The organism is Kitasatospora sp. NPDC057904 (genome assembly GCF_042887925.1).
GTDB lineage: Bacteria > Actinomycetota > Actinomycetes > Streptomycetales > Streptomycetaceae > Kitasatospora.
Genome location: NZ_JBHVOL010000006.1, coordinates 339923 through 355294, shown reverse-complemented (window position 1 = coordinate 355294; position 15372 = coordinate 339923). Strand labels below are relative to the sequence as shown.

At 73.2% G+C, this 15372-nt stretch carries 14 protein-coding genes; 7 read left to right on the top strand and 7 right to left on the bottom strand.

Translation table 11 applies throughout. The features are described 5' to 3' along the window. Window positions 1–7 precede the first annotated feature (7 nt). The 3 genes from ACFVSN_RS18475 to ACFVSN_RS18465 form a co-directional block, all read right to left on the bottom strand. Window positions 8–1024: a zinc-binding dehydrogenase gene (locus ACFVSN_RS18475; RefSeq protein ID WP_387956116.1), complete on the bottom strand. Its 1017-nt coding sequence runs from the start codon at window positions 1022–1024 to the stop codon at window positions 8–10. Between the two features lie 46 nt (window positions 1025–1070). Next, window positions 1071–1436, bottom strand: coding sequence for a MerR family transcriptional regulator (locus ACFVSN_RS18470; RefSeq protein WP_387956114.1), 366 nt, complete (start codon window positions 1434–1436; stop codon window positions 1071–1073). A 74-nt stretch (window positions 1437–1510) separates the two neighbouring features. Beyond that, window positions 1511–2761, bottom strand: coding sequence for a citrate synthase (locus ACFVSN_RS18465; protein WP_387956112.1), 1251 nt, complete (start codon window positions 2759–2761; stop codon window positions 1511–1513). Window positions 2762–2944: 183 nt separating this feature from the next. On the opposite strand from ACFVSN_RS18465, the gene ACFVSN_RS18460 reads away from it, so the two are divergent. Further along, the gene (locus ACFVSN_RS18460; RefSeq protein ID WP_380500375.1) at window positions 2945–4096 is read left to right on the top strand and encodes a citrate/2-methylcitrate synthase; all 1152 of its coding nucleotides are present in this window, start codon (window positions 2945–2947) and stop codon (window positions 4094–4096) included. 65 nt (window positions 4097–4161) lie between these two features. On the opposite strand, the gene ACFVSN_RS18455 is transcribed toward ACFVSN_RS18460, so the two are convergent. Both ACFVSN_RS18455 and ACFVSN_RS18450 read right to left on the bottom strand, forming a co-directional pair. Next, window positions 4162–4839: a DUF1062 domain-containing protein gene (locus ACFVSN_RS18455; RefSeq protein ID WP_387956109.1), complete on the bottom strand. Its 678-nt coding sequence runs from the start codon at window positions 4837–4839 to the stop codon at window positions 4162–4164. Window positions 4840–5425: 586 nt separating this feature from the next. Further along, a complete protein-coding gene (locus ACFVSN_RS18450) occupies window positions 5426–7936 on the bottom strand; it encodes an FtsX-like permease family protein (protein WP_387956107.1) in 2511 nt (836 codons plus the stop codon). A 234-nt stretch (window positions 7937–8170) separates the two neighbouring features. Here ACFVSN_RS18450 and ACFVSN_RS18445 point away from each other — a divergent pair, with 234 nt between their 5' ends. After that, on the top strand, window positions 8171–9418 hold the full coding sequence (locus tag ACFVSN_RS18445) for a sensor histidine kinase (protein ID WP_387956105.1): 1248 nt from the start codon (window positions 8171–8173) through the stop codon (window positions 9416–9418). A 5-nt stretch (window positions 9419–9423) separates the two neighbouring features. After that, window positions 9424–10074: a response regulator gene (locus ACFVSN_RS18440; protein WP_380448544.1), complete on the top strand. Its 651-nt coding sequence runs from the start codon at window positions 9424–9426 to the stop codon at window positions 10072–10074. A 92-nt stretch (window positions 10075–10166) separates the two neighbouring features. On the opposite strand, the gene ACFVSN_RS18435 is transcribed toward ACFVSN_RS18440, so the two are convergent. Further along, on the bottom strand, window positions 10167–10772 hold the full coding sequence (locus ACFVSN_RS18435) for a GNAT family N-acetyltransferase (protein ID WP_387956103.1): 606 nt from the start codon (window positions 10770–10772) through the stop codon (window positions 10167–10169). A gap of 186 nt (window positions 10773–10958) precedes the next feature. Between ACFVSN_RS18435 and ACFVSN_RS18430 the strand changes: the two genes are divergently transcribed. The 3 genes from ACFVSN_RS18430 (at window position 10959) to ACFVSN_RS18420 (ending at window position 12944) form a co-directional block, all read left to right on the top strand. Then, window positions 10959–11465 (top strand): diadenosine tetraphosphate hydrolase, encoded by a 507-nt coding sequence (locus tag ACFVSN_RS18430; RefSeq protein ID WP_387956101.1) that lies wholly within the window; start codon window positions 10959–10961, stop codon window positions 11463–11465. An 80-nt stretch (window positions 11466–11545) separates the two neighbouring features. Continuing rightward, on the top strand, window positions 11546–12127 hold the full coding sequence (locus ACFVSN_RS18425) for a hypothetical protein (RefSeq protein ID WP_387956100.1): 582 nt from the start codon (window positions 11546–11548) through the stop codon (window positions 12125–12127). A 118-nt stretch (window positions 12128–12245) separates the two neighbouring features. Next, window positions 12246–12944 (top strand): hypothetical protein, encoded by a 699-nt coding sequence (locus ACFVSN_RS18420; protein ID WP_387956098.1) that lies wholly within the window; start codon window positions 12246–12248, stop codon window positions 12942–12944. 52 nt (window positions 12945–12996) lie between these two features. Here the strand turns inward: ACFVSN_RS18420 and ACFVSN_RS18415 are convergent, their stop codons facing one another. After that, complete coding sequence (locus ACFVSN_RS18415) at window positions 12997–13626, bottom strand: TetR/AcrR family transcriptional regulator (protein ID WP_387956096.1); 630 nt, start codon at window positions 13624–13626, stop codon at window positions 12997–12999. 96 nt (window positions 13627–13722) lie between these two features. On the opposite strand from ACFVSN_RS18415, the gene ACFVSN_RS18410 reads away from it, so the two are divergent. Continuing rightward, window positions 13723–15309: an APC family permease gene (locus ACFVSN_RS18410; RefSeq protein ID WP_387956094.1), complete on the top strand. Its 1587-nt coding sequence runs from the start codon at window positions 13723–13725 to the stop codon at window positions 15307–15309. The last annotated feature ends 63 nt before the right edge of the window (window positions 15310–15372 follow it).

Below are 15372 nucleotides of genomic sequence, written 5' to 3'. Positions count from 1 at the left end.
GGCGACGCTAGCCCCAGGGATCGAGGGCGTGTTTGCCGAGCGTCCGACCCGCTTCGAGTGCCTGCAGTACCCGCGCCCCCTCGGCCAGGGGGTGGACCTGAGGAGTGCCGGGCGCGTACACGCCCTGCGCGATGAGGGCCCCGATCTCGGCGAGCAAGTCCCGGTAGACGGCCGGTGCTGCGGCCGCCAACGCACCGATGTGCAGGCCCTTGACCTGGACCTGGTGGGTGAAGACCAGGTCGTGCGTGGTCAGCGTGGCGTCGCCGGAAGCCGCGCCGAAGACGACGATGCGTCCGGTGAAGGGCTTGGTGACCGCCAGACTGGCCGGGAACGTGGCCCGTCCCACCGACTCCAGGACCAAATCGACCCCGCCGCCGAGGCGGGTGATCTCCTCGGCCAGGTCGGATCGTCGGGCGTCCAGGACCGCCTCGGCGCCGATCGCCCTGACGGCATCGTGCTTCGCCGGTGACGCCGTGGCGATCACACGCGCACCGTAGTGGTGGGCGAGACGAACGGCGGCCCGCCCCACGCCTCCGGCGGCGGCATGGACGAGGACGACCTCACCGGCCCTGATCCCGCCCAACGGCTTCAGCGCCGCCAGGGCCGTGGCCCAGTTCAGCACCATGCCGAGGGCCGCGGCATCGCTCCATCCGCGCGGCACGGGAAGAACGCCCGCCGCCGGCATCGTCATGTACTGCGCGAAGGCGCCGGGGCCGGTGCCGACGACGTGGGTGCCGGGTCGGAGCGGGCTCCCGACGTCCGGGCCGACGCCCACGACCTCACCGGCGGCCTCGAAGCCGGCCACGTAGGGCGGCGTCGGACCGGCTCCGTATGTTCCGTGCGTCTGCATGACGTCGGCGAAGTTGATCCCGGCGGCGCCGACGCGGATCAGGTACTCGCCGGGCCCCGGGGTGGGGCGGCGGTGATCGGTCGTCAGGGTCAGGTCCTTCGGCCCCCGGTGCGACCGCTGGACCAGTGCCCTGCCCGTCTGCCCGGTGGTGTGCTGCTGCTCGTCGATCTCCATGCACCGACCGTAGGAACCTGACACTTGCGTGAAGGTCAAGCGGCGGTCATCGATGCGGTCGCCCGGCCTCTCGGAGGTAGGCGTCGAGCGCCGCCTGCTGCTCGCCGAGCACCGCGATGCGCGCGGCGAGCCGATCGCGGTAACTGCGTACCTCGCCCAGGAACTCCGCGCACACCGCGTCGGTGCCGGCTGCGGATCCGTCGGCGAGGCCCGGCAGGACTTCCCTGATCAACCGCACGGGCAGCCCGGACTCCAGGAACGAGCGGATGACGAGCACCCGGTCGATCGTGGACCGGCAGTAGTCCCGGAAGCCGTTGTCGAAACGGCCGGGGACGATCAGGCCCTCGTCCTCGTAGTGCCGCAACGACCTCGCGCTCACGCCGCTGAGCCTGGAAGCTTCGCCGATCTTCATGACCAAGGACAACGGCGAAGGGGCGTCGCGGTCTTCCGGCACCCGGGCCGGAAGACCGGAAGGGCAGACGCGTCCTACGCCTGCGGGCGCGGCCCGACGTATCCGGCCCGGGCCCGCATCCGCAGTGGCTCCTCGCCGTACTCCTCCACCGCGTGGGCCAGCCAGCCCGGGGTGCGGGCCACCGCGAAGACCACCTCGCCGGCCTCCGCCGGGAGCCCGGCCGTCAGCGCCATGGCGGCCAGCGCCAGGTCGATGTTGGCCCGCAGCTCCGGCCGCCCGGCCGGGCCCGCGGCCGCCTCCACCGCGGCGACGGCCGCCACCACGGCCGCGCCGCCGTCGAGTCGACGGACCGCGTCCAGCAGCGCGACCGCTCTCGGATCGCCTTCCGGGTAGAGCCGGTGGCCGAGCCCCGGGATCGGCCGTCCGGTGCGCAGGTAGTCGGACACCACCGGCACGGCGCCGTCGGCCAGCACCTCGGCGAGCATCCGGTGCGCGAGCGGGCTGGCGGCGCCGTGCAGCGGACCGTCGGTCGCGCCGAGTCCGGCGGAGACCACGGCGTACGGATGCGCCCGCGCCGACGCCGCGAGCCGGGCCGCCACCGTCGAGACCGCCAGCTCGTGGTCGATCAGCAGGACCAGGGCGCGGTCCAGGCAGGACAGCGCCTCCGGCGTGGGCGCGGCCGTGGCCAGCCGGCTCCACAGCCGCGCGGCCAGCGAAGACCCGGGGCCGGGGTCCGGATCGGGCGCGGTGCGGGGCAGCGCCTCGACCATCCCGGCGATCAGCGCCGCTCCGGCGGCGTGGACGGTCCGCTCGCGCAGGTCGAAGCGCAACGGGTCGAGCGCGGCGGCGACGGTCGCCGAGATCCGGAGCCGGTCGGGCAGCCGGATCCCTTCGGGCAGCGCGGCGGCGGCGCGGGCCAGCGCCGCGGCGGTGGCGGGCGGCACCCGCAGCTCCACCGGGGCGTCGGTGCCCAGGCCCCAGAGCCAGCCGATCGCGGCCTCGAAGCCGTACCGGGCGGCCAGTTCGACGGCGTCCCGGCCGCGGTAGTAGAGCCGACCGTTCTCGATCAGCGTCAGCCCGGTCCGCACCGCGACCGGTTCGCTGCCCCACGATGCGGCGGCGGGAGCCTCACCCGGAGCCGGGCGCACCGGGGCGCGGCGGCCACGGGCGGCCAGCTCGGCGACCTCGCGGGCGTCGAAGGTGCTGCCCTTGCCGCCCGGGGCCCGCTCGCTGCTGAGCTGTCCGCGGCTGGCGTAGGCGTACACCGTCTCCACCTTGACGCCGAGCTGCTCGGCGACCTGCTGGGTGGTCAAGCGTTCGGCCATGGTCTGCCCTCGCCCTCCGATCGGGTACGTGCGCCCTGTGTCCGCATGCCTTGATGATGACCCACAGTATTCCACATTGATTTCAATCAACGTTGACAACATAGATCAACAGTCGGAGAGTACAGAACGTCGCCGGAAACACCCACCACCTGGCACGAAGCACGCACGAGAAGGGCCACTGCCATGCCGAGCACCACCGAGATCGAGGTCCCGCGCGGCCTCAAGGGCGTCGTCGTCACCGAGACCGAACTCGGCGACGTCCGAGGGCTGGAGGGCTTCTACCGCTACCGCCAGTACTCGGCGATCGACCTCGCCGAGCAGCGCACCCTGGAGGACGTCTGGCACCTGATGCTCCTCGGCGAGCTGCCCGACGCCGCCGGCCGCGCCGCCTTCCTCGCCCGCACCACCCCGCTGCGCCGCCTGCCCGACGCGCTGCGCCCGCTCCTGCCCGCGCTGGCGGCGAGCACCGCGCACGGCGGCCCGCTCGGCGCCCTGGGCGCCGCGCTCACGGTCGCCGCGGCCGACCGGGGCGTCCGGCCGCTCTACGACACCGCGCCCGAACAGCGCGTCGAGGACGCGCTGTTCGCCACCGCACTGGTACCCACCATCCTCACCGCGCTCCAGCGGCTGCAGCAGGGCGAGCAGCCGATAGAACCGCGCGAAGACCTCGGCTACGCGGCCAACTACCTCTACATGCTGACCGGCGAGGAGCCCGAGCCCGCCAAGGCCCGGGCGATCGAGCAGTACCTGATCTCCACGGTCGACCACGGCTTCAACGCCTCGACCTTCACCGCCCGCGTGATCGCCTCCACCGGAGCCGACCTCGTGGCCTGCCTGGTCGGCGGCCTCGGCGCGCTCTCCGGGCCGCTGCACGGCGGCGCGCCGAGCCGCGCCCTCGACACCCTGGACGCGATCGGCACCCCGGAACGGATCGACGGCTGGATCCGCGAGCACGTGCTCGCCGGCGACCGGATCATGGGCTTCGGCCACGCCGTCTACCGCACCGAGGACCCCCGCTCCCGCATGCTGCGCGGCGTCGCCGAGTCCTTCGGCGGCGAGCTGGTCGAGCTCGCCGTCCAGGTGGAGGCCCGGGTCGAGGCGATCCTGGCCGAGCTGAAGCCGGGCCGCGAACTCCACACCAACGTCGAGTTCTACGCGGGCGTGGTGATGCACCTGTGCGGCCTGCCCAGGGAGATGTTCACCCCCACCTTCGCCGCGGCCCGGGCGATCGGCTGGAGCGCCAACATCCTGGAACAGGCCGCCGACCCCAAGATCATCCGCCCGGCCGCCCGCTACACCGGCCCGGCTGCCCCGCAGCCGCTGCCGACGGCCTGAGCGGCGGGCGGACGAGGCAGGCAGGGCCTCCTGATCGGGGGAGAGGAGGCCCTGCCGTCGTTCCGCTACGCGCCGACCGCCGTAGAGCCCGGCAGGTACGGCGACGTATCGGGCAACCCGACGGAACTCATCTGCACGTCAACGGCCTTCGGGTGCTTCGCGGCATCGACGGACCCGGGCCCGTGGACGGTGAATTCGAAGTCCCGGTGTGCCTTGGCATCCGGAGCGAACGGCAGCCGGATGCGCCCGTCCCGGACCATGCGCCCCACGGCACCGCGGCTGAGGCCGAGCCCGAGCATGAGCAGCCGCTCGACCCGAACCGGCGCGGGCAGCTCGAAGCCGACCAGCACCTTGAGCGGCGTGGGGTCGTCGAGCGCGTAGAGGGGCGTGCGCGCCTCGACGTCCCAGGTGCCGCTCCAGTCGAGGCGGTACCCGTTCCTCGCGGCGAGCGACGCACTCATCGTCAACTCCCGGACCACGGCGGGGTCGTTGTTCTCGTACGCCACCAGGCGGGCGGGTTCGAGCGACGACACGTGGACGCGTTCGTGAACGGGCACCTTCGAGGTGCGGTCGCACGACGCGCAGCTCAGCAGCAGCCAGACGTCGAGGAGCTTCCCGCTCGCATTGACCCGGATCTTCCCCGAGGCACGGTGCCGCACACCGGAGCAGTCCGGGCAGGGCCGAACGACGGTGGGCAGGGCGGACTGACGCACGGCCCACAGGGCCTTGCGGTCGGTATTCATGAATGTGGTTGCTTTCAGGACTCACCAGGAGCGCTCGCAGGCCGAGCCGCAGCTCTCCCGGACATGACGGATGCACACGTGAGCGCGGGTGGTCACCCCAGGGCCGAGTGCTCAGGCCCGGGTGCCAACCCGCGCGACGGGTTGGTGACAGCTACGTGGCAACCGCTAAAAGTCCATGGCCCGATCCTCATCGAGGCCGCGCCCCTCGGGCAACTCCTTTTTCTCTGGGAGAAGGTCCTCCAGGAAATGGCCCATGTCGTGAAACAGCGGAGGCCGCCGTCCCCACCTCGGGGACAGCGGCCTCCCGGCGTTACGGTCTGTCAGCCGGAGCACCGGACCGGCGGTCCGGAGGTGCGATCCTGCCCAGCGGCGGCAGGGGCGGCTTTCGGAAGCGGTTCCAGCCGTACGCCCACAGGACGGGGATGGTCACGGCGGCGGCCGTCACCGCCTCCGCCAGGAGCAGGACGGGGACTCGCCAGACGCGGCGCATGTGTTCGGTATCCCTTCTGATGCGACGAGGTTCGGTTTCCGGCCGGCGCCGGCGGCCCCCTGGACACGCGGGTGCGGCCTTTCTTCCTACGCGCAGCTACTCCGTCCCGATGGCCGCCAGGACCGGAGTCCGGGCCGCCCGGCGTGCCGGCCACAGGGAGGCCAGGAGGCCCGCTCCCGCCGCCGCGGCCAGCAGGACGGCGAGGCGCAGCACCGGCATGCTGTGGCGGAAGCCGGGCGTGTGGCGTGCGATCGCCTCGCCGCTCGCCCAGCCGACGAGGAGGCCCAGGGCCAGGCCGAGGGCGCCGCCGAGGAGGGCGATGATGAGGGCCTCGGCGCGCACCATGGCGCGCACGCCCGCCCGGGTCAGGCCGATGGCCCGCAGCATGCCGATCTCGCGGCGGCGTTCGGTGACGGACAGGGCCAGGGTGTTGACGACGCCCAGGAGCGCGACGCCGATGGAGAGGCCGAGCAGGGCGTAGAGCAGGGCGAGCATGCGGTCGGTGTCGTCGGCGGCGGCGCGGGCCAGGTCGTCGCTGCTGTCGATGCGCAGGGCGGGGCTGTCGCCGAGGGCGTGGGCGAGGGTGCGGCGCAACTCGGGGCTCGGGTGGTCACGGGTATTGACGAGCACGCTCCGGACGGCACCGGCAGGACGGGCATCCACAGGAAAGGTGGCGGCATCGACCAAGAAGCCGCTCACCAGCGCGTTGGGCTCGTAGACCCCTGTGACCGTCAACTCGGCGGCCCGCCCGTCAACCAGACGCGCGTGCACCGTACTTCCCACCTCCCGGCCGTAGCCGGCCGGCACCAGCACCTTCCCACCGCCGATGTCGGCCGCTCCCCCACTCATGCGCAGCCGCAGCATGTCCCGCACGGCGTTCGACGGCAGGGCGAGGCCGAACGCGCGCACCCCGTCGACCGTCAGTTCCACCTCCCGTAGCGCCGCGACGGCGGTGACCTCGGCGCTGGCGGCCAACGTCCTTTCCACCACCGCCGATTGAGCGTCCAGGCTCCGCATCGACACCACGTAGTCCGCCTTGAGCACGTGCGCGCCCGCGGCGTCCGCCGCCTCGAGGCCGCCGGCGGCGACGACCGTGAGGGTGGTCACCAGGCTCACGCCGATGACCAGCGACGCGGCCGGGGCGGACACGCGGCGCGGGTTGCGGGCACTGTTCCGTTCGGCGAGCCGCGCGCCGATCCCCGCACGACCGAGGAGCGGTCGGACCACCGCGAGCAGCGGCCCGACCAGCGTCGGCATGAGCGCGAGCAGGCTGCCGGCCGCCAGCACGGCGCCCAGGGCCAGGACGGGCGCGCCCTCCTGGATGCGGTCGCTGCTCGCCCCGCTCAGCAGGCCGGCCGCACCACCGGCGGCCAGCACCACACCTGCGAGCACGCGTCGCCTCCCGACGCCCTCCCGAGCCGGAGCCTCCGCGACACGCAGCGCGGCCAGCGGCGCGATCCGTCCGGCCCGCCGCGCCGGGAGCCGGGCGGCGACCACCGTGGTCAGCACCCCGGTGGTCAGCGGGACGAGCAGCGCGTACGCGGGCAGGCTGAGCGCGTCCCCGGTCGGCAGCGGGCCGCCCTTGCCGAGGTCACCGGCGATCGGGCGCAGCACTTCGCCGACGCCGACGCCCGCCGCGACCCCCACCAGCGAGCCCGCCAGCCCGACCAGGGACGCCTCGGCGAGCACCAGGCGCCCGACCTGCCGGCGCGAGGCCCCGATCGCCCGCAACAGTCCGACCTCGCGCGTCCGTTGGGCCACGAGCATGCCGAAGGTGTTGGCGATCAGGAAGCAGGAGACGAACAGCGCGACGGCGGCGAAGGACAGCAGTGTGGTGCGCAGTGAGGAGACCTGGTTCTCGGCGCGCAACGCCCGGTCGCGGGTGAGGACGTCCGCCGTCAGGACGGTGGCGCCCGGGACGGCCTGCTTCGTCGCCTGCCGCAGCCGCTCGGCGGTGACGCCGGGCGCGGCCTTCACGTGGAACTCGCTGTAGCGGCCGGGGCCGGTGAAGTGCTGCTGCGCCGTCGCGGTGTCGAACAGCACCACGCTCCCGCCGTCGGTGATGGCGGGCTCCGCGCGGGTGGTGAAGACGCCGCTGATGCGCACGGTGAGGCCGGGGCCGTCCACCGAGATCCGTGCGGCGTCCCCCACGCGGTAGCCGCAGTGCGCGGCGGCGGCCTCGTCGACGGCGATCTCGTCGCCGCCCGCGGGCGGGCGACCGCCGGTGAACGAGTACCGCGGGTCCGACCCGCCGTACCCCGCCCCGACGGCCGGGCCGCCGCGGTCGGCGGAACGCCCGTCCGGGCAGCCGAGCGCCGTGTACCCGGAGACGGCCGGGATGACCCGGCCCGTCTCGGGAAGGCCCTGCACCCGCTGGAGCTCGGCCTCGCCCAGGTCGGACGCTGCGCCGACGCTCCTGGTGTCCGGGCGGACGACCACGTCGGTGTGCGCGTACGTCTGCCGGGAGGCCCCGGTGAGGGCGTCGGACACGGTGGCGGTGACCAGCAGGATCCCCGTGACGAAGGCGACGCCGACCGCGACGGCCAGCGCGGTCAGCCCCATGCGGGACTTGTGGGCGCGGACGGTGCGCCAGGCTGCGCGAAGCATGGGTTTGCGGAAGACGGGTTGACGGAGGACGGGCTTGCGAGGCATGGGTGTGCGAGAGATGGGTGCGCGAGACATGGAACTCCGAAGTCCCCGGGGCGGACGGCAGATCGACGTCACCGATCCTGTCCGCGCCGTCCGCCCGCCCGTAACAGCCGTCCGGCCGACCGCCCGGGCATCCGCCTCGGTCAAACGGTGGAGGCGCCGGACCTGTGCAGCCGCGTACGGTTGACCGTCATGATCCCCCTCCCGACACGCGCCGACTTCGCCTCGTGGGCCTCCACCCGCAGCGGCCCCGCCATCGGTGCCACCGTCGGTGTCGTGGTCCTGGCCATGGCCGCGATCGTCACCGAGGCGCTCGACACCGGCTTCCCGCCCACCACCGTCGCCACGGTCGCCACCGGCCTGCTGTGCCTCGCCGCGCTGCTCTCGCCGCCCCGCCGCCTCCTGCGCGTCGGGTGGGCCGCGGTCTCCGCCTCCGCCGCTCTGTCCCTCGTCACGAGCCAGCTGCGGCACCGCCCCGAGCACACCTTCGGTGTCGTCGAGCTGTGCGTGCTGCTGCTCCTCGTCACCCGCACGGTCCGGTACGAGCCGCTCACACGTATGCTCCCGCTCGCCACCGCCGCCTGGCTGGCGACCCCGCTGCTCCTCCTGCGGCTGCCCGGTTCCCAGCTCACCCACGTGGCCGGCTACGCCGGGCCGGTCCTGCTGCTCGCCGCACCCGTGGTGGTCGTCCTCGGCCTGTACCTGCGCCTCCTCGACGCCACCCGGGAGCGGGAGAAGAACACCCGTCTGAACGACCAACGCCTCGAATTCGCCCGCGAGTTGCACGACTTCGTCGGACACCACGTCACCGCCATCACCGCGCAGGTCAAGGCGGTGCGCTTCATCACGGCCTCCGGGCACCCCCCGACAGCGGAGGTGCTCGACCAGGCGCTGGCGAACATCGAGGACGCCGCCGCGCAGGCCACCGGCTCCATGCGGGCCATGGTCGACCTGCTGCGCCGGCCGGACCGCCGGCCCCCGCTCCACGCCCCCGAGGGGCTGCAAGCGCTCCACGGCCTGGCCGAATCCCTCCGCGTGGCCGGCCCCGCCGTCGGCCTCACCATCGACCCCCGGCTCGAAACGGACCCCCCGGCCGACCACATCGCCTCCACCGTCCACCACATCGTCCGGGAGGCGCTCACCAACATCCGCAAGCACGCCGCCCGGGCCGAGACGGTGACCATCGACGTACGCCTGTCCGCCAACGACTCCGGCGTGCTCACCGTCTGCGTCCAGGACGACGCCGACCAGCCCCCGGCGGGCCCGTCGGCGGACCGGCGCGGCAGCGGGTTCGGCATCCTCGGGCTGCACGAACGCGTCCACGCGCTCGGCGGACACCTGACCGCGGGACCCGGACCGGTCGGCGGCTGGCAGGTCGCCGCCGACATCCCGCTCCGCCGCGGCACGCCCGATCGCCCGTCGGCACACCTGGCAGGATGACCGGCATGACCATCCGCGTCCTCCTCGCCGACGACCAGTCCACCCTGCGCGCCGCGTACCGGATGATCCTCGACTCCCAGCCCGACATCGAGGTCGTCGCCGAGGCCGCGGACGGCACGACGGCCGTCGCCGAGGCCCGCAGGCTGCGTCCCGACGTCTGCCTGCTCGACATCCGGATGCCGGGCATGGACGGACTCGAAGCCACCCGCCTCCTGGCCGGCCCGGACGCCGCACGACCGCTCAAGGTGGTCATCGCCACCACCTTCGACCTCGACGAGTACGTCCACCGCGCGCTGCACAACGGCGCGTGCGGCTTCGTCCTCAAGGACTGCTCGCCGGCCCTGCTCATCGAGGCCGTCCGCGCGGCCGCCGTCGGCGACTCGCTCATCTCCCCGTCCGTCACCGTCCGGCTGCTGCGGCACATGGCCGGTGAGCGGCCGGGGCCCGTGGCTCCGCCGCCGTTCGAGCCGCTCACCCCTCGCGAGCAGGACGTCGTCGCCATGGTCGCGAAGGGCCTGACCAACGACGAGGTCGCGGCCGCCCTCCACGTGACCCTCTCCACGGTGAAGACGCACCTCGCCAACAGCCAGCGCAAGCTCGGCGCCCGCAACCGCGTCGAGGTCGCCGCCCGCGCCTGGCAGCACGGGCTGGTCTGAGTCCTGCCGCTCGAAGAAGCCGCCGTGGACGCGATGGCCCGGAGGCGGGCACGTCAACGGGCCTTCCCGGTCCGGACCGCGACCGGCCGCAGTCAGCCGATGCCGGGACGGGGGCCGGCCGGGACGGGCATGGCGCGCCAGGTGTCCGCGAGGACCTCCATGACCACCAGGCGCATGGTGACGTCGGCCTCGGGGAAGTAGCGCTCGGTCTCGCCGATGGGGCTGAAGCCGAAGCGCGTGATCGCGCGGACCGCGTCGGCGTTCTCCAGCGACGTCATGCTCCACACCCGGCCGAGGCCGAGGTCGGCGAAGGCGAGTTTGAGCATGAGCCAGCCGATGTCGGTGGCGCATCCGGTGCCGCGCAGGTGCCGGGCCATCGTGAGGACGCCGGCGTAGCCGGTGGTGGCGTCCTCGACGTCGAGGCGGATGCCGCCGACGGGCCGGTCCTCGCCCTGCAGGCAGGCGGCCAACTGGTACTGACGGCGCGGCACTTCGGCGGCGCTCGCCACGGCCTGGTCGAGCTTGCGCCGGATCCTGGTGTCGTCCATGACGCCGGTCGAGAGATGGCGCATGCCGTCCGCGTCGCCCCAGACCGAACGCATGGCGTCCACGTCGTCGGCGCGGTGGTCCCGCAGTCGGACGAGAGCGGTCTCCAGCACCGGGAGCACCGTGGGCGGATGGACGGACGTGCTGTTCATGTTCGAACCCCAACGAGCTGTCGTGTGATTGCGGGGAGCAGGCCCCGCGCAGTACTGCTCGCAGTAGAGCAGCCGCGCGTTGACATCCGATCAACGCCACCCGAGCGGGACGTTTCGGGTGAGGAGCGACCGTCACCGTGCGCGATCGGCCGCCTGCCCGGCCACACGTGTGTAGGGTGCGCTGTCATGGTTGAAGACTGGCGGGACGACAGGATCGGCAGCGCCCTGAAAGGCGCGAATCCCACGGTGCTCCGGCGACTTGACGCCGGCTTCGCGGTGATCGGCGACGTGCAGTTCCTGCCGGGGTATTCGGTCCTCCTGGTGGACGAGCCCGAGGTGCAGCGCCTGTCCGAGCTGCAGCGGACCAAGCGGACGGCCTTCCTGGCGGACATGGACCGGCTCGGCGAGGCCGTGGAGCGGGCCTGCCGGCGTCTGGACCCGGAGTTCCGGCGCGTGAACCTGGAGATCCTCGGCAACACCGACGGCTTCCTGCACGCGCACGTGTGGCCCCGGTTCGAGTGGGAGAGCCCGGATCTCGTCGGCCTCCCGGTGTGGCTGTACCCCCGGGACAACTGGCGCGATCCCGCGAGCGCTCTCGGCCCCGAGCACGACGTCCTCCGCGAGGCGATCGGCCACGAGCTCGACGTGCTGTCAGCCGACGCTCCTGCGAGTCTTCACACGCCCGCGAGTTGACGAGACCGTTCGTACTCGGGAGCATGTGACGCTGCCCGTGCCCGCGGGTGCACGCAGACCGGTTTCTGAGGTGTGGGGTCATGGAGTTCGTGGTGTCCGAACGGTACGTCAGCAAGATCGGCCTGGCCGTCGGCGCGGCGCTGGTGCTGGCGACCTGCGCGGCAGGCGGCGGCGACGCGGTGGCGGCCACCAGCCCGGCCGCGCACGGCGCGGTGGTCGGTGCGCCCGGCGTCGCGCAGCCGGCGGCGGCCGGCGTCTCGATCACCGAGGGCGAGGTCGCCGAGGTGGGCCCCAAGGGCACGATCCTCTACCCGTCGGTGACCAGCTGCCTGGTCGTCACCGTGTACCTGCGGGACGGCGGCAAGGTCGGCGGCCACGCGAGCCTGTTCCAGGTGCCGGGCAAGTACCGTTCGGACGAGATCCTTCCGGCCATCAGGCGTGCCGTCGGCGGCCGGCCGGTGCGGGCCGTCGACGTCAGCGGAGCCGTCGGAGCCTGGAACCCCTCGTACTTCGAGAAGGCCATCGAGCAGTACACCGACGGGTCGGCCCCCGAACCGACGGGCGACGCCAAGGGGATCGGCGACGTCGTGGCCAAGCTCCTGGGACAGCCGCGCAAGGCCGTCACCGTCCGGGACGTGCCGGACGGTGACATCACCAGGTGAGCGCAGGCGGCCGGCCGGTGCACCGTCCGGGATTCGGAAGATCCGCCGTGCGGCACTGAACTCCCGTGGGATGCTGTGCCCTTGGTCCGGATACCGCATCGACCGGGGGGAGCCACCCATGCCACTGTTCGGCAACCGCAAGAACCTTCCGAAGCCGCTGTGCGACCAGCACGGCCCGTGCAAGGCGCTGGCCGAGATCTCGGTCTTCGAGGTCCGGGACCGGCTGCGGCTGCTGTTCGCCCCCACCCGCACGCTGGGCCCCGACCCCGTGGCCCGGCCGATCGACGACGAGCTGTCGGTCGTCCTGTGCGTCGACGGCGGGAAGCGGGGCGGGCGGACCGACGCCCTGTCGATAGCCGAGCACGCCGCCGACCAGTGGAGCATCAGCCGGGCCGAGCTCTGGGAGCGGGCCTTCGCCAACCTGGCCACCGAGCGGCTCAACCGGCAGTCCTTCAACGCGACGAACGGCGACGTCCTCCACACGGTCAACGGGACGGGGGCGTGGCCCGGCGCAGCCCAGGCACTGCGCCTGGAGAACGCCCTGGGCGGGGCGGAGCTGCCGCACGGCGCACTGGTCACCCTGCCGACGAACAACGGGTTCTGCGCGGCGCCGATCCGCAGCGGGTCGTCGCTGAACGCGATCCGGTTCATGATCGACCTGTCGAAGCAGCTCCAGATCAACGACCCGGCCCCGCTGTCCTCCTCGGTCTTCTGGTACCGGGACGGCTGGCTGGAGAACCTGAACGTCGGCGACAACGGCATGATGCGGCCGTCCGCCCGCTTCCGGGACATGGCGAACGGCCTCCCCGCCACGTGATCCCGCCAGGGCCCGGCACCGGGCCCCACGGCCCGGTGCCCCCTACCTCCCCCTACTCGGTCCGGCGTTCCACGCCGTCGAGGAGTAGGCCGAGGCCCAGTTCGAACCCGCGGTCGTCGAGGCCCGTCGCGCCTCCGCCGCGGGCGAAGGAGCCGTCCAAGGCGTCCGCGAGCGCCGGGTACTCCGGCCGGTAGGCGGCCGGTTCCCGGGTGAAGCCGGCGGTGAAGGTCTCCATCGCCGAGCCCAGGACCAGGTAGTCCAGGGCCGCGGCAACCTCCGCCGCGTCCGCGGGGCCGAGGCCGGCCCTGCCCAGGAGGGCGAGCAGCGCGTCGTAGCCGCGCAGGGCGCTGTCCGCCTCGACGCGGCGCCGGGCGAGCAGCGCGACGGCGTTCGGGTGCCGCAGGAAGACGGCGCGGTAGCCGCGCGCGTACGCGGCGAGGCCGGAGCGCCAGTCGGGGTCGCCGAGCGGCTCGTGGTCGATCTCGTCGTTGACCAGCTCGGAGACCGCGTCGACCAGTGATTCCTTGCTCTGGATGTGGTTGTAGAGCGACGCCGCCTTGACCCCGAGCCGGTCCGCGAGTGCGCGCATGGTCAGCCCCTCGGGACCTTCCTCGTCCACCACCTGGAGCGCGGCGACCGCGATCCGCTCGTGGGTCAGCAATGCCCTGCTCGGTCGGCCCACCAAAAATCCCCTCTTCCGCTGTCCCCGTCCAGGGGCTATGGTGCCAGACCAACAGCCGTCGCTAACTAAGTTAGTTTTATCTGGAGGGCGCAGTTCGTGGCCGAGAACACCCCCACCGAGCACACCCCACCCGTGCGCACCACAGCCCAGGGCGCCCCGGCCCAGAGCACCCCGACCGGGAGCGCCCAGACCGGGAGTGCCCCGACCGACGCCGACCGGCTCGCCGCGCTCGGCTACCAGCAGGAGCTGCGGCGCAGCCTCAGCGTGCTCGGCAACATCTCCATGGGCTTCGCTGTCGTCTCCCCGGTCGTCGGGCTGTACGCCGCCGTGCAGGTCGGCATGAGCGTCGCGGGCGGGGCCTGGATCTGGGCGCTGCCGCTGTGCCTGCTCGGGCAGTGCCTGGTCGTCGCCGTCTACTCCGAGCTCGCCTCGCAGTGGCCGCTGGCCGGCGGCGCCTACCAATGGAGCAGACGCCTGTCCAGACCGGCCTTCGCCTGGCTGAGCGGCTGGATGTGGCAGTTCGCCGTGATGTTCGGCAACACCACGGTCGCCTACCTCGCCTCGCCGTGGCTCTTCGCACTCTTCGGGGCCGTCCCGACGCCCACCGAGCAGGTCCTCGTCTCGGTCGGCTTCCTGCTCCTCTGCACCGCGGTCAACGCCTACGGCATCAACTTCCTGCGCTGGTTCGTCAGCCTGGGCATCGCCGCCGAGGCCGTCGCGTCCGTCCTGGTCGGCTTCACCCTGCTGCTGGTCTTCCGGCAGCACGGCTTCTCGCTGCTCACCGACTTCCTCGACGCGCCGAAGGGGCTGGGCATCAGCGACACCGGTGCCCTGCTCGCCGCCGTGGCCGTCGCCGGCTGGGCCTTCATCGGCTTCGACGCCTGCGTGTCGACCGCCGAGGAGACCAAGGACGCGGCCCGGCAGGTCCCCAGGGCCATGTGGTGGTCGCTGCTCAGCGTCGGGCTCGTCGTCATCCTCAACGCGGTCTCGGTCGAGCTCGCCCACCCCGACCCGGCCGCCGTCGTCGCGGTCACGGACCTCGACCCGGTCACCACCGCCGTCACCCACGCCTTCGGCGGCTGGGCCGACAAGCCCTTCGTCCTCGTCGTCCTGATCAGCTTCACCGCCTGCCTCATGGCCTCCCAGGGCGGCGCGGCCCGCGGCCTCTACTCCCTCGCCCGCGACGACGTCTTCCCCTTCTCCCGCCACGTCCGCCGGATCAACCGGCACAAGGCGCCGATCGGCGGTCTCGTCGCCGCCACGGTGATCAGCTGCGCCGCGCTGCCCCTCGGCCTGAGCACCTCGGCCATCGGCAGCCTGATCACCTTCGGCAGCGCCGCCACCTTCGTGCCGTTCTTCCTGCTCACCGTCGTCGCCCTGACCGCCCGCCTGCGCGGCACCTGGAAGCCCGCCGGAGCGGTCGGCTACGGGCGCCTCGGCACTCCGATCAACCTCCTCGCCGTGCTGTGGACCGGCTTCGAAGTGGTCAACATCTGCTGGCCGCGCGCCGTCCTCGCCCCGGCCGGAGCGCCCTGGTACCAGGTCTGGGCGGCGCCGCTCGGCGTCGGTACCGTCACCCTCGCCGGCCTCGCCTACCTGCTGGCACGCCGCCCCGACCGCCGCATGCCCGACCCCGACCAGGACCGCCCTTCCACCGACGAACTCGCCCCGGCCGTCCTGTAGTTCCGCGACCACCCCGTGACGCGTCCGGGGCCGAGCGCCCCGGACCGTCCGACCGCCTCACAT

Bases quoted from the DNA above. Each gene is read 5' to 3' on its own strand.
- ACFVSN_RS18455 (WP_387956109.1), bottom strand. From the start codon at position 4,839: ATGAATACCGACCGCAAGGCCCTGTGGGCCGTGCGTCAGTCCGCCCTG.
- ACFVSN_RS18465 (WP_387956112.1), bottom strand. From the start codon at position 2,761: ATGGCCGAACGCTTGACCACCCAGCAGGTCGCCGAGCAGCTCGGCGTC.
- ACFVSN_RS18475 (WP_387956116.1), bottom strand. From the start codon at position 1,024: ATGGAGATCGACGAGCAGCAGCACACCACCGGGCAGACGGGCAGGGCA.
- ACFVSN_RS18430 (WP_387956101.1), top strand. From the start codon at position 10,959: ATGGTTGAAGACTGGCGGGACGACAGGATCGGCAGCGCCCTGAAAGGC.
- ACFVSN_RS18470 (WP_387956114.1), bottom strand. From the start codon at position 1,436: ATGAAGATCGGCGAAGCTTCCAGGCTCAGCGGCGTGAGCGCGAGGTCG.
- ACFVSN_RS18450 (WP_387956107.1), bottom strand. From the start codon at position 7,936: ATGCTTCGCGCAGCCTGGCGCACCGTCCGCGCCCACAAGTCCCGCATG.
- ACFVSN_RS18435 (WP_387956103.1), bottom strand. From the start codon at position 10,772: ATGAACAGCACGTCCGTCCATCCGCCCACGGTGCTCCCGGTGCTGGAG.
- ACFVSN_RS18445 (WP_387956105.1), top strand. From the start codon at position 8,171: ATGATCCCCCTCCCGACACGCGCCGACTTCGCCTCGTGGGCCTCCACC.
- ACFVSN_RS18420 (WP_387956098.1), top strand. From the start codon at position 12,246: ATGCCACTGTTCGGCAACCGCAAGAACCTTCCGAAGCCGCTGTGCGAC.
- ACFVSN_RS18460 (WP_380500375.1), top strand. From the start codon at position 2,945: ATGCCGAGCACCACCGAGATCGAGGTCCCGCGCGGCCTCAAGGGCGTC.
- ACFVSN_RS18440 (WP_380448544.1), top strand. From the start codon at position 9,424: ATGACCATCCGCGTCCTCCTCGCCGACGACCAGTCCACCCTGCGCGCC.
- ACFVSN_RS18425 (WP_387956100.1), top strand. From the start codon at position 11,546: ATGGAGTTCGTGGTGTCCGAACGGTACGTCAGCAAGATCGGCCTGGCC.